This window comes from Armatimonadota bacterium, from assembly GCA_028871815.1.
GTDB lineage: Bacteria > Armatimonadota > Chthonomonadetes > Chthonomonadales > Chthonomonadaceae > REEB205.
In genome coordinates, this window is sequence record JAGWMJ010000013.1 from 1 (window position 1) to 12802 (window position 12802).

Genomic DNA, 12802 nt, shown 5'->3' on the forward strand with positions numbered 1-12802 from the left:
CGCCGTGCGGGCACTTCAAGTATCTTCTACGCCTTCGATCCGCAGGGCAACCCGGCCGAAGAGGTCAACTCCAGCGATTCCGTTCTCGCCTCGTTCGACTTCGACGCCTTCGGCAGCCGCTCCATCTCCGGTACGGCAACCGATCCGTACTCCGGCCTCGGTTCGCAATATGGGTACTATAGCGACACAGAAACCGGCCTGCAACTGCTCGGCGACCGGTACTACGATCCGGCAGAGGCCCGGTTTGTAAACCGTGACCCCATCGGCATGGCAGGCGGGGTGAATGTGTATGGGTACGTGGGGAATGATGCGGGGAATGCCTTCGACGGCACCGGCCTCCAGAGTAAGGACAGCCGTGGGAAGGGTAGCGGGCGTAAGGAGGGCAGGCAACCCGGAAGGGGCAACGACCCGTAGATGAAACCGAACCCCGATTGCGCAGCATTGAAGGCGTTTATAGAGACATTGCCAGAGGGACGGCGTAAAGAGGCGCTCAAGGCCTTCTACAAGGTCAAGTGCCAGATCCCGGGCGGCCAGGGCCCGGGGAAACGTGCGCGTGTCCGCGTACCGGAGCCGGTGAAGCATCCGCCCATGGACAAGGCCCCGTATGACCCGCCGCTGGTTGACGAGACGCCCGAGGTCATCGGCGGCCCTATATTCATCATAGGGCTTCCCGATCTTTGGCCTGCAGTTTGCGCCGCAATCGGTAAGCTCATCGGACGCGGAGGTTCGCCGGACGTGCCGCCCATACGATGGACACTACCGGCCGGCGAGTCTCCGTGCGTGCCGGCGCCGGTGCCGTGACCGGGTAGCGGGGTCCGAGGTAGTCTCCATGGCTAAACCCAGTAGGTACTCGATCTGGCCGCGAGAGGTATGGAAGGCCGCGACCCAGGCAGAACGCGTGGCGATGGTGGACGAGTATGCCCTCGGATCGCTGGATGATCCGGAACGGTTCCTGGTGCTCCTGGAGCATCCACATGACTTTGTCCGGGCTCGGTCGGTGTGCGCGCTGGCACGGCAAGACACGCCCGCGATCCGCGCGTTTATGCGCGCAGCCATGACGGACTCGGTCGACTCTGTCAGAGAGGCCGCCGCAGACGCAATCGGATTATATCGCGACCGTCGCGATATAATCCGATTAACCATCGCACTCGCCGGCGACCCGTCATGGTTCGTGCGGTCGTCGGCCGCGGACGCGTTGGGCACTATCGGGCACAGGTCCGCGTCGGCGGCCTTGAAGGCAGCGCTGCGGTACGACAGCGCGCCGATCGTCCGCCGCAACGCTGCCGCGGCGCTGGTCGCCGTACGCGCGAAGCACACGCACCGCGCGCTGGTGGAGGCACTCGCTCGCGAACGCAACGCGTTTTCCCGGATCGGCATCAGTATTGGGCTCTACACGTTCGGTGACCGCGCAGCGCGACGCCGGCTGCATCACGCTATGCGCAGCGGTAACATGTTGATACTGTCAAACATCTTCAACGTTGACCTTGCGGACTACGTCCGCCAGGAGGATTACGACGGATTTCGCCGGCGTGCGTCGCGCATTATGGAAACGCACGACCTGGAGGTTGTTCGGGAGGAGGCGGCTGCCTTCATCGCGCGGCTCGACGCCCGCCTGGGCCCAGCTGCCTGACGCGGCGCCCGCTCCATCTCGGGCACAGCAACCGATCCTTACTCCGGCTTCGGCTCGCAAAATGGGACCTATAGCGAAAGCGAAACCGGCCTGCAGCTGCTCGGCTACCGGTACTACGATCCGGCAGAGTGAAGGTTTGTAAGCCGGGACCCCATCGGCATGGCCGGGTTTATGCTTATGTGGGCAATGACGCGGGGAATGGGGCCGACTCTTAACGGCTCGTTGCCGCTGTCGAGCACGGGCCACCTATGCCCCGCGTCGGCGTTATGAGGGTCCGCGTAGGTGTAAAGCGGCACTGCCTGCTGCTGACCCGTGCGCTCAACATTCCGCGACGCATCTGTCGGTAGCGCACGGCCGTCGTTTGCTGCGCGGAACCGCCCAGTCCTGTCCTGGGCCCTTGGTCAGGTTGTTCCATCCGGCAGCGATTCTACTCCGGTCAGGTTTTAGGTGGGAAAGGCGAGCCCTTGACATAACCCCGAACCTCGATGCATAATCGTTCCAGCAAACCTTATACTACTGCGTAGACGAGGCTAGTAACCGCAAACGCTCTTCCAGAGAGCCGCCGGGTGGTGCGAGGCGGCAGGCGGATGCGGTGAAGCTCACCTCCGAGCAGAGTGCTGAACGGCGTGGCTTGCGTCCTCAGGCACTCCGGGTGCGCCCGATATCGCGCGCTCAAGTGGCCGGCAAATGGTTCCCAGGTGAACCGGTGACGGCTACAAGGGTGGTACCACGTGCGGCTCGAAGCCTCTCGTCCCTTGGGGATGGAGAGGCTTTTTGATTCCGTACTCGGAAAGGCTGGTAGCTCCGCGAATGTTGATGTCTGGTGCGCAGATACTGCTGGCATGCCTCAAGCGCGAAGGCGTCACGCATGTGTTTGGCTACCCGGGGGGCGCAGTGCTCCCGATTTATGACGCGATTTTTGATTGCGAAGAGATCGCCCACATTCTCGTGCGCCACGAACAGGGCGCAGCGCACATGGCCGATGGCTTCGCCCGCGCTTCCGGTAAGGTTGGCGTCTGCCTGGCAACCAGCGGACCTGGCGCCACCAATCTGGTAACCGGCATCGCCAATGCCTATATGGATTCTATACCGATTGTGGCGATTACCGGCCAGGTGCGCACGACGGCGATCGGGAAGGACGCGTTTCAGGAAGCCGATATCACCGGCATCACCATGCCCATCACCAAACATAACCAGCTGGTGAAGGAGGTGCAACATCTGCCTGTCGCCATGGCGCTGGCCTTTCATATTGCGCGCACCGGGCGACCGGGACCAACTCTGGTCGATATTCCGATGGACGTCAGCAAGGCCACGATGGAGTTCGATCCCGAAACGGAGTACCCTGGCGATCTGGATATACCGTCGTACCGGCCAAGTGGACCGGCTGCGCGCGTTCCCGAATTACAGATCCGCAAAGCCGCGCAGCTCATCGCCAATGCCAGGCGCCCGGTTCTTTACGTGGGGGGCGGCGCAATTATGTCGGGCGCGCATGAAGAAGTGACCGCTCTCGCAGAGCGGACCAACATGCTGACCACCACGACCTTGATGGGGAAGGGCGCGATCGACGAAAGTCATCCGCTTTCCATCGGCATGCTGGGCATGCATGGAACCGCCTACGCCAACCACGCCGTCAACGGCTCCGACCTTCTGATTGCCGTGGGGGCGCGGTTTGATGATCGAGTAACGGGCAATGTGCAGAAGTTCGCGACCGGTGCGGCGATCATCCATATCGACATCGATCCGGCCGAGATTGGCAAGGTTGTGCGGCCGGATGTGCCGATTGTGGGAGATGTGAAGGCCGTGCTGAAGGAGCTGCTTCGCGTTGTGGCGCCGCGCCCTGCCGACGAGTGGAACGACCAGATCATGGCATGGAAGCGAGCGTTTCCTCTGTCCGTTCCTCGAGACGGAAAGCTCTATCCGGAAACGATTATTGAGCAGATTAACAGCTCCTTCCCGGACGGATGCATCATGTCGACCGACGTTGGGCAGCACCAGATGTGGGCGGCGCAGTACTTCAAGTGCGCCAGGCCACGCAGGTGGATCACGTCCGGGGGTCTCGGCACCATGGGCTACGGGCTGCCGGCCGCAATTGGCGCGCGATTCGCCAGGCCGGATTGGCCCGTAGTCTGTATCTCGGGTGACGGCTCTTTTCAAATGTGCACGCAGGAACTGATGACCGCTGCCGTATATGGGCTTCCGATCATCGTATTCATCATTAACAATCGGTCCCTCGGCATGGTCCGCCAGTGGCAGGAGATGTTCTACCAGGAGCGCTACAGTGCCGTGGACTTGCAAGCATCGCCGGATTTTGTTACACTGACAGAGGCGTATGGCGGCGTGGGTATCCGCGTGGCAACGCCGGAGGATCTGCCGGCGGCAATTGCACAGGCGATGGCCGTAACCGACCGTCCCGTGGTGATCGATTGCGCCGTGCCGACGGAAGAGAATGTCTACCCGATGATTCCTTCCGGCACCAGCGTCGACGAGATGCTGGTCCGCCAGGATCTGGAACAGGTAAAGGCTTCCGTGGATGCAGACAGTGAAACCTGGTCATTCAGTGATCAGGAGCGTCTGCTTGCGCGCATTGCCGATGCGGCACAGGCGCCACCGGAATGAATGCCCGTCGAAGACAACGCGAGCAGCCCGCGGAAGCCGGGCCGCCGGTTAAGGAGATATGGCAAACCAGCAGACCGACTTGCACGCGCTTTGGCAATACTACCAGCGCGGATATCGAACCTTGGTGCGCAACGGCATTTACTTCCGTAAACTCGTTCGCCCTGCGCTCTCGCATGTCTATTTCCAGCGCGCCGTGCCTGTGCTGGCCGATTACGCTCGCGCCAAGGATGGGCAGGAGTCGCTCCCGCCGGAGTTTGGAGACCGGATGCAGGAGTGCAGCCTTACCGCGCGCGATTTGCTGCACCTGGACTACGCCATTTGCCTTGGCTACGCCGAGTCTCAGGGCCAGGATCCGAGCGTGCTTGCTGCCCTACCGGTTCTGGAGTGGCCGGGCCCTCCCGGCAGCGGGCTCTTCACCATCGGCAGTGACGTTGCCTCCGACATTTCCGAAGCCGAGTACCTGGACGAGTACGACTCGGATGATGACAGCGACGATTCCGAGGACCCGCACGAGCCGACGCCACCCTACGACTCGTAGCAACCGCCTGGCGACCCGCACTGTAGCCTACATTTCCACGGGCGAAGGTCGGGAACCACATTGGCTTATTACATCATGCCGTCTTCCATCAGTAACGCAATAATGGCGCAGCTTGAGCAACATACCATTACGGTACTCGTGGAGAACCATCCGGGTGTGCTGGCGCGCGTCGCCGGCCTCTTCGCGCGGCGTGGTTACAACATCGAGTCGCTCTCCGTGAGTGTTACCGACCGGGCCGAGATTTCGCGCATGACGCTGCTGGTGGGCGGGGATCTCGGTGTGTTGGAGCAGATTACCAAGCAGCTGAACAAGCTGGTGGAAGTAATCAAGGTTGTGGATTACACCGAGACGAAGGCGATCAGTCGGGAGCTGGGCCTGATCAAAGTAAATGCCGAGCCGATGTCGCGGGCTGAAATCCTTCAGGTGGTCGATATCTTTCGCGCGCGGGTTATCGATATGAGCGAACGGACCTTCATTGTGGAGGTTACCGGCAGCAGCGACAAGCTGGACAAGATGGTAGACATGTTGGCGCCTTACGGGATCCGTGAGCTCGTTCGAACCGGCATTATCGCAATGGCGCGCGGACCACGCACAGCCGCGCGTGCTGCCCGTGACGCGAGCGAGTAGGCGCCGTGCATGAAATCGTTCGAACCGCCACGGTTCAACACACGTTCGTTATTCTGGCCATAGTCGGCCCCATTGCAGGCGTCTGCTTTGGCGCCGCGGCCGGAATCCGCGCCCGACGTGTACGCCGCACTGCACTGACCGGCCTTGCTATCGGCTGCCTGGGCACGGCGAACTACCTTCTCTGGATTCTCTACAACGGCGTCGTGAACCATTTCGGGCTCGATACGGTGGCGGCCGCCGCCGTGAGCCTGGCAATGTTTGCGTTGGTGGGAGGCGTCGCCGGAGCGGTGGCCGGCAAGCGCCTGCGCTCAAAAGCGCCGCACTGAAGGAGCAATGGAGATCGATATGCCCGCTAAAGTCTATTATGAGGCAGATGCCGACCCGAACGTGCTGCGCAATTGCACCGTGGCTGTACTTGGGTATGGCAGCCAGGGGCATGCGCATGCCCTCAACCTGAGAGATTCCGGCGTCGATGTGGTGGTAGGCGCACGCAGGGGAAAGTCGTGGGATGCGGCTGAGAGTGACGGATTGGCGGTTGCCTCGGTGGCCGAAGCTGTCCAACGTGCCGCAGTCACGATGGTTCTGGTCAACGACGAGCTTCAAGCCGCACTGTATCGTGACGAGATAGCGCCAAATCTGAAGACCGGCTCGGCTCTGGCCTTTGGACATGGATTCAACATCCACTTTGGCCAGATCGTCCCGCCGGATGACATCGACGTGTTTATGGTTGCGCCGAAGGGACCGGGCCACCTGGTCCGTCGGGTATTTGTCGATGGCAAGGGCGTTCCGTGCCTCATCGCCGTTCATCACAATCACACGGGAAACGCCCGTAACCTGGCTCTTGCCTGGGCGCGCGGCATTGGTGGCACCCGCGCAGGCGTCATCGAAACCACCTTCCAGGAGGAGACGGAAACCGACCTGTTCGGCGAACAGACGGTGCTCTGCGGCGGCGCCACATCGCTGGTGAAGGCCGCCTTCGAAACGCTGGTTGAAGCCGGATACCAGCCGGAGATCGCCTACTTCGAGTGCCTGCACGAACTGAAGCTCATCGTAGACCTGATGTACGAATCGGGCATATCCGGCATGCGGCGCTCCATTTCGGATACAGCGCAGTTTGGCGACATGACGCGCGGTCCCCGCATCATTGATGCTCATGTGCGCGAAACGATGAAGGAAGCGCTGCGCCAGATCCAGTCCGGAGAGTTTGCGCGAGAATGGATCCTTGAGAATCGTGCGGGCCGTCCGGTCTTCCGCGCGCTCGATCAACGCGATCGGAACTCACAAATCGAACAGGTGGGAAAGGAGCTGCGCGCCATGATGAGCTGGGTGCAGCCGACGGCGGTGCAGCCCGTGGAAGCAGCGGCTGAGTCGTCCCTCAATGAGCGTGCTGCTCACGTGGAATGGAAGAGTTAAGTTCGGCCTGGCGAGAGGTTGCAGCCCATGGATCGGGTCTATGTTTTTGATACCACGCTGAGAGACGGCGAGCAGTCGCCGGGCGCCTCGCTGAACGGCGAGCAGAAACTGGAGATCGCACGGCAGCTGGAAGCGCTGGGTGTTGATGTTATCGAGGCCGGCTTTCCCGTATCCTCGCCGGGCGACTTCGCCGCCGTGAAAAGCATATCTGCGGCCATCAAGTCGTGCACCATCTGCGGTCTGACCCGGGCCGTGGAGAAAGACATCGAAGTGGCAGCCGATGCGCTGAAGGGCGCAAAGCGAGCGAGGATCCACACGGGCCTCGGCGTTTCAGACAATCACCTGCAGCATAAGCTGCGGCTCTCCCGCGAGCAGGCGATGGAGCGCGGCGTGGCAGCCGTTCGCCAGGCGCGGACCCATGTCGAGGACGTGGAGTACTTCTTGGAGGATGCCGGCCGCGCCGATGCCGACTACCTCTGCCGGGTTGTGGAAGCCGTCATCGCCGCCGGCGCTACGGTGGTCAACATACCGGATACTACCGGATACACGACGCCGGATGAGTACGGCGCGCTGATTGCCGGCGTGATGAATCGGGTGCCGAATATCGGATCTGCCGTCGTAAGCGTGCACTGCCACAACGACCTGGGCCTGGCCGTAGCCAACTCGCTGGCGGGTATCCGCGCCGGTGCGAGACAGGTGGAGTGCACAATCAACGGCATCGGTGAGCGCGCGGGTAACACGGCGCTCGAAGAAGTGGTTATGGCACTCAAGGTTCGCGCCGATGCATTACCCGGAGCGACCGAAATCAAGACCCGCGAGCTGTACAAAACCTCCCGGTTGGTGAGCGCGGCTACCGGCATTCTGGTTCAGCCCAACAAGGCCATCGTGGGCGCCAATGCGTTCGCGCACTCCAGCGGCATCCATCAGGATGGCGTACTCAAGAACCGCTCAACCTACGAAATCATCGACCCTCAGGATGTTGGAATACCGGCCAACCATATCGTCCTGTCGGCACGCTCAGGGCGCCATGCGCTCAGCCATCGGTTGGAGCAGCTCGGCTACAACATCACCGACGTACCGCTGACCAAGGTGTACCATCGCTTCCTGGAAGTGGCCGATCGGAAGAAAGAGGTCCACGACGAGGACCTTGAAGCGATTGTCGCTGACGTGACGAGTTCGGTGCGCCAAACCTGGAAGCTGGTGAGCATCCAGGTTACGGCGGGCGACACCGCAATACCCACGGCAACTGTCGCCCTTGCGCACTCATCGGGCCGGCACGTGGTGGAGAGCTGCCATGGCGCCGGCGCAGTCGACAGCATCTATCGCGCCATCAACCGGATTGTGGACGCCGATAACGAGCTTATCGAGTTCAGTATCCAGGCGATTACCGGCGGCACCGATGCGCTCGCGGATGTTACGATCCGTGTACGTCGGGCCGATCGCATCTTCACAGGGCGGGCATCCCATAACGACACGCTTGTAGCCACTGCCAGGGCCTATGTGAACGCCCTTAACAGGATGCTGGATCCCTCCGCGGCCGGAGCGCAGCCGAAATCGGTCCATGCGGTCTGATCCTGCGGTTGCGAGATGAGAGTGATGCGCGGCTCGGCTATACGGGCGCCGGCAGCGCGACCATGCCGCTTACCCCAAGCTGGCTGAACCGGCAGCCAAACCGGCGGTCGGCGAGCAGGGGAATGTCCGCGGCAGCCAGTTCACCGTCGATGAAGACGTCGAAGCTCATCGACCGGAAATCGCACTCACATCGAAAGTGTGTCCAGCGCAGAAGTTGACACGCGCCCAGATCATGGTGGTTCGCGACCACGCGGCCGCGGCACAAACCAACAGCGACCAGACTCGTCTGCATGTCGAAGCCGCTTTCGACCCATGGATGCCCAAGGTGCAGTATAGCGCCATAGGTGGCGCTGGTAACCATCAACGATGCCTCAAACGTAAGGTTTCGATCGTGCGGTACGTCTTCGCTGGAGATGGCAAATGAGTCTCCACGAGAGCTGTCGGCATAGCCCAACATCGCCCACGAACCTGGCGGCGAGCCTGGAGCATGCGCCGCGTGAGTGATGTATGCGCTGGCTCCGGGGAAGTAAGGGCGCAGCTGGCGGAGCTCGGACGTGCCTTCCGAGTAGGCGTCGAACGGCTCGTCCAACAGCACCGTGTCGCCAACTGTCAGCCGCAGGTCGTCAACGAAATCGAGCGATCCGCCCTTCTGCAAACACAACTGCAGAATGTGGTTATCACAGGCATTGGCAGCGTTCAACTTGAGCCACTCGAACGGTGCACGCGCGATGGATGACGCGTACTGTGCATCAATGAACGGGCTGAGCCTATCGTAGGCGCGCCACGTCTGGAGCGATGCGAGGCTGCAAGCCTCATTGGCCGAGGGCCGAGAGGCAATGTTTGCCACCGACTTACCCGGCTGCAGCCATGCAAGCCCGCCACACGAGACATGGCCGCTGTCCTGCAGCGAGACGGCAGCCGTGCCCGTTTCAGATGCTGGGATTTCGGCCCACGCCAAACCACCATGGCGCATGACGCGAAGGCGCCGATGGTAGTGCCGGTCAGTTCCGGCCACGACACCCGCCAGGTCCACTGCGTTAGCAGCCAGCACGCGTTTCGCATCCTCGTGGTCGAAGGCGAGCTCGAGTTTGGTGAAGGCCGGCTCCGTGACCGCGATGTGAACCTCCGGTTCAGCAACCTGCTGGTGCGGTTCACTCTCTATCGCCGCGAGCCGCCGCTGGCAGGCTGCGCATACCGTAACATGCTCCTGGAGGATTGCGGTAGCGAGGTCGTCGGGTGATTTGCCGATGGCAAACTGGCTGATCTCGGCATCGGTAAGACACGCATCCGGCACCGCGACAAAGAGATTGCGGAGCACCTCCTGAACATGGACGGGTGCGCGAGCGCTCTCGCGCACCTTCCCGAGGCAGTCCGCGCACTCCTCCAGATGTGCGGCATAAGCGTGCAAATTGGCGACGGAGCCCTGGCGCGTCAACCAGAGTTCCAATTCGTGATCGGTTAAGTGGTCGCTCATCTAGTTTATAAGACTGCTGCCAGCCAAAGTTATCGCTCCCATCCGCGGAGTATCAGCCCATTTCGAATTGCCTGGAGCGCTCTTGCCCGCGCAACAACCAGCTGCTTCTCTGATACGTTGAAGTACTCGGCAAGTTCGTCATCAACGGCCCTGGATCGCGAAATCGTCTTAACACGCGATTCCGGCATGCGGCACAACTCTGAGAGCTCGCGCCATTCCATCACGCCCGTTTCCACCACAAGCAGCCAGCACAGTGGGCTGTGTCCGCCGAGTGCGGCCGCGGCCGCTAGCACCGGTGGCAGGTGGCGGAGTTCCATCGCAGTGGCATCTGCCAGTACCGTGCCAAGCGTTGCGGACGGCGGATCCGGCCCAGGCCATGGCACGGCATCGAGCTGGTCGGTCTGGATGCCGTCCGGGCGCCGCGCATTTGTGTAGAGCCTGACAAGGTCGTTGACAAGTACCGGGCCGACGGCAGTCACAAGCCACGGCACAGAAGCGTTCAAGTCGGTAATGCCGTAATCGTGTCGTGCGAAATACGCTACGGGGTCGCGGAGCGCATCGGACAGGCTGGCTGAGATCGGCGGCTGACAGGCTGCATCACCCGGTGGCGGCGCCAGGCCCGCAGCGCCACATACCCCGTGGCCGGCGACGTCCAGCCAGGTGGCAAGGCACGGGTTGCTGCGGATTGCGTCCAGAATCTGGGCTTTGCACGCTGTCCAACGCGGGTCGGCAAATGTGAGACCATCAATCGCAGCATTGACCCCGCATCTGCGCGCAAACTGTACAATCGATGCGATGCGCCGCGCGGGCGCGTGGTGGTTGAGTGCCAGCAGGCACCGGCAAATGCGGAGGCGCGCATGCGACGTTGCATCGTCCAGTAACCGACTGCTGGTTCCAAGCATCGAGACAGCGCCGGCTTGGACCGCGGCGTCGATGTGTGTGGCGAAGAGGCGCTCTACGGCTCGCTGCCTGCACGCGAAGTCGCTCGCGCTAAGAAGCTGGGCAAGTAAAGGGTCCCACTCGCGATGTGGCATGGATATTGCAGCGATGCCTCCGCGCCCAACGGCAGCACGCACGCGGTGGCGGCTCTTTGCAATTCTAGCACATTAGTTCGGTTGATGGCTTAAGTGGCGTGCCCTTCCGTTGAGATGCGAGGCATGAGTGCGGAGATCGTAGAGGTGCTAGCGACACAACAGGCGGCACCGCGCACCGCGCGGGGCGGCCGGAACGCATCGGCGCATTCGCTTCACTTCGGATTGCATTGGCCTGCTGATGCCGCTCTTGAGCCTCCTTACGTTCGAAAAACCACCCGAACTCACCGACGGCTCCAGAGGGTCAAAAATGGCCCGTTTGCCGGTGGGCGGACCGAAGCCTTACCGAGCTCGCTACGGGTGCCCGGGAACCGAGATAAACAGCCGGGGCGGAGAGATCGTCTTGAGGCCCTCCTGGCTCAGCATACTAACCTCCATCAGCGGAGCGCCGACCACTCGCAAACCGTCGTACGAGAACGGTATCCCACTGCCGCCAGTGAAGTGGTACGGTGCACTTTGCAAGCCGGTCAGCTCGAGCGCCTGCTGCAGCGTAAGCTGCCGGCGGAATATCACCGCCATATCCCACATAGGGTAACCTCGCCGGACCTTCGGCTCGTAGAAGCTCGCGATCACTTCAACCACGGCGTTGTGGCCCTTGAACACATAGTATTGTTGCGGCAGCGTCTTTATCGGCTTGCCAAGGTACCGCTCGACCGTGCTCCGGTTCTGGCCAACAACGCGCAGCAGCGAAAACGGTTTGTCGGCAGGCTTATGGCCGACAACACGCACCCGCGAAAACGGCTTGTGGGCAGGCTCATGGCCGGCTGGGCCGGGCCGTGGGACTGCCCCGAGGCTAGCGTTGTTGCAGCCGATCGACAAGACGGCGGAAGCGCATGCCAGCGCCATCGTGAACTGACGTAGAGGCGCGCGTGACCCGGCGACTAGCTTCCGATCGACGGCGGTCGCGGCGATCCGAACCGGTGCGTCTCTTCGAGATAATCTGTTCGGGCCGTTTGTGTAGGATCTCATCGTTCTGGCCTTTCCGTGCTTGAGCCCACCGAAAGACGATCGTCGTCTCCTAATCCTAACGCTGGACCCCGGCTGCAGATCACAACATTTTCGACTTTACCGCCGCAGACAAGCCCGTCGGTCAGCCGCTAGCCGCCTCTCAAGGATGAGCGGACAGACCGGTCCGAAGCGACATGGGCGTCGTCCTTACCGAGCTCGCTACGGGTGCCCGGGAACCGAGATAAACAGCCGGGGCGGAGAGATCGTCTTGAGGCCCTCTTGGCTCAGCATACTAACCTGCATCAGCGGAGCGCCGACCACTCGCAAACCGTCGTACGAGTACGATATCCCATTGCCGCCACTGAAGTGGCACCGTGCACTTCGCAAGCCGGTCAACTTGAGCGCCTGTTGCAGCGTAAGCTGGCGGCGGAATACCACGGCCATATCCCACATACGGTAGCCTGGCCGGACCTTCGGATCGTCGAAGCTCGCGATCACTTCAACCACGGCGCCGCGGCCCTTGAACACATAGTATTGTTGCGGCAGCGTCTTAATCGGCTTGCCAAGGTACCGCTCGACTGTGCTCAGGTTCTGGCCGACAACGCGCTGCAGCGAAAACGGTCTGTTGGCAGGCTTATGGCGGGCTGCGTGCGACTTAACGTGCCGGACCTGCCCGTGCGCGTGGCGCGCCCGGTGGTGCTGCTGCGAGGTCGGCTGTGCGGCGATTGCGGCGGCAAAGAGCAGGAGCATCGCGAGCACGAGTGCGAGTGCGCCGAGAACCCGGGGCAGTGATGCCGGGTCCGTGCTGAACGCCACCCTCCGATTGAATTTCATTTCGGGTACCTCGTTGAACTGTCGGACAGTGTATTAACGCTGGACCCCGGCCGCGGATC

13 protein-coding genes and 1 other annotated feature are annotated in these 12802 nt (G+C 61.9%); of the genes, 9 read left to right on the forward strand and 4 right to left on the reverse strand.

Features of this window, described 5'->3' with window-relative positions:
• The 9 genes from KGJ62_13815 to KGJ62_13855 form a co-directional block, all read left to right on the forward strand.
• Window positions 1-414, forward strand: a 414-nt coding sequence (locus tag KGJ62_13815) for an RHS repeat-associated core domain-containing protein (protein MDE2127659.1), incomplete at its 5' end; no start/stop codon positions are given.
• Window positions 415-801, forward strand: a complete 387-nt coding sequence (locus KGJ62_13820; protein ID MDE2127660.1) for a hypothetical protein — start codon at window positions 415-417, stop codon at window positions 799-801. It begins immediately after the preceding gene.
• Between the two features lie 28 nt (window positions 802-829).
• A complete protein-coding gene (locus KGJ62_13825; GenBank protein ID MDE2127661.1) occupies window positions 830-1630 on the forward strand; it encodes a HEAT repeat domain-containing protein in 801 nt (266 codons plus the stop codon).
• Window positions 1631-2142: 512 nt separating this feature from the next.
• Window positions 2143-2389 (forward strand) — a binding site (T-box leader).
• Window positions 2390-2440: 51 nt separating this feature from the next.
• Window positions 2441-4246: a biosynthetic-type acetolactate synthase large subunit gene (gene ilvB / locus KGJ62_13830; GenBank protein MDE2127662.1), complete on the forward strand. Its 1806-nt coding sequence runs from the start codon at window positions 2441-2443 to the stop codon at window positions 4244-4246.
• 58 nt (window positions 4247-4304) lie between these two features.
• Window positions 4305-4784 carry a hypothetical protein gene (locus KGJ62_13835; GenBank protein MDE2127663.1) on the forward strand — a complete coding sequence of 160 codons (480 nt, stop codon included), beginning with the start codon at window positions 4305-4307 and terminating at the stop codon, window positions 4782-4784.
• A gap of 102 nt (window positions 4785-4886) precedes the next feature.
• Window positions 4887-5411: an acetolactate synthase small subunit gene (gene ilvN / locus KGJ62_13840; GenBank protein MDE2127664.1), complete on the forward strand. Its 525-nt coding sequence runs from the start codon at window positions 4887-4889 to the stop codon at window positions 5409-5411.
• Window positions 5412-5416: 5 nt separating this feature from the next.
• Window positions 5417-5737 (forward strand): hypothetical protein, encoded by a 321-nt coding sequence (locus KGJ62_13845; GenBank protein ID MDE2127665.1) that lies wholly within the window; start codon window positions 5417-5419, stop codon window positions 5735-5737.
• A gap of 19 nt (window positions 5738-5756) precedes the next feature.
• The gene (gene ilvC, locus KGJ62_13850) at window positions 5757-6824 is read left to right on the forward strand and encodes a ketol-acid reductoisomerase (GenBank protein MDE2127666.1); all 1068 of its coding nucleotides are present in this window, start codon (window positions 5757-5759) and stop codon (window positions 6822-6824) included.
• Between the two features lie 27 nt (window positions 6825-6851).
• A complete protein-coding gene (locus tag KGJ62_13855; GenBank protein ID MDE2127667.1) occupies window positions 6852-8396 on the forward strand; it encodes a 2-isopropylmalate synthase in 1545 nt (514 codons plus the stop codon).
• Between the two features lie 37 nt (window positions 8397-8433).
• On the opposite strand, the gene KGJ62_13860 is transcribed toward KGJ62_13855, so the two are convergent.
• The 4 genes from KGJ62_13860 to KGJ62_13875 form a co-directional block, all read right to left on the reverse strand.
• On the reverse strand, window positions 8434-9870 hold the full coding sequence (locus tag KGJ62_13860; GenBank protein ID MDE2127668.1) for a hypothetical protein: 1437 nt from the start codon (window positions 9868-9870) through the stop codon (window positions 8434-8436).
• Window positions 9871-9899: 29 nt separating this feature from the next.
• Window positions 9900-10904, reverse strand: coding sequence for a hypothetical protein (locus KGJ62_13865; protein MDE2127669.1), 1005 nt, complete (start codon window positions 10902-10904; stop codon window positions 9900-9902).
• Between the two features lie 351 nt (window positions 10905-11255).
• Window positions 11256-11930 carry a hypothetical protein gene (locus tag KGJ62_13870; protein ID MDE2127670.1) on the reverse strand — a complete coding sequence of 225 codons (675 nt, stop codon included), beginning with the start codon at window positions 11928-11930 and terminating at the stop codon, window positions 11256-11258.
• 198 nt (window positions 11931-12128) lie between these two features.
• Entirely contained in the window at window positions 12129-12743 is a 615-nt protein-coding gene (locus tag KGJ62_13875; protein ID MDE2127671.1) for a hypothetical protein, read from the reverse strand.
• Between the last annotated feature and the right edge of the window lie 59 nt (window positions 12744-12802).

Excerpts from the sequence above, each read along its gene's own strand:
- KGJ62_13835 (MDE2127663.1), top strand. The coding sequence starts at position 4,305 with ATGGCAAACCAGCAGACCGACTTGCACGCGCTTTGGCAATACTACCAG.
- KGJ62_13860 (MDE2127668.1), bottom strand. The coding sequence starts at position 9,870 with ATGAGCGACCACTTAACCGATCACGAATTGGAACTCTGGTTGACGCGC.
- ilvB (MDE2127662.1), top strand. The coding sequence starts at position 2,441 with ATGTTGATGTCTGGTGCGCAGATACTGCTGGCATGCCTCAAGCGCGAA.
- ilvC (MDE2127666.1), top strand. The coding sequence starts at position 5,757 with ATGCCCGCTAAAGTCTATTATGAGGCAGATGCCGACCCGAACGTGCTG.
- KGJ62_13870 (MDE2127670.1), bottom strand. The coding sequence starts at position 11,930 with ATGAGATCCTACACAAACGGCCCGAACAGATTATCTCGAAGAGACGCA.
- ilvN (MDE2127664.1), top strand. The coding sequence starts at position 4,887 with ATGGCGCAGCTTGAGCAACATACCATTACGGTACTCGTGGAGAACCAT.
- KGJ62_13875 (MDE2127671.1), bottom strand. The coding sequence starts at position 12,743 with ATGAAATTCAATCGGAGGGTGGCGTTCAGCACGGACCCGGCATCACTG.
- KGJ62_13855 (MDE2127667.1), top strand. The coding sequence starts at position 6,852 with ATGGATCGGGTCTATGTTTTTGATACCACGCTGAGAGACGGCGAGCAG.
- KGJ62_13825 (MDE2127661.1), top strand. The coding sequence starts at position 830 with ATGGCTAAACCCAGTAGGTACTCGATCTGGCCGCGAGAGGTATGGAAG.
- KGJ62_13865 (MDE2127669.1), bottom strand. The coding sequence starts at position 10,904 with ATGCCACATCGCGAGTGGGACCCTTTACTTGCCCAGCTTCTTAGCGCG.
- KGJ62_13820 (MDE2127660.1), top strand. The coding sequence starts at position 415 with ATGAAACCGAACCCCGATTGCGCAGCATTGAAGGCGTTTATAGAGACA.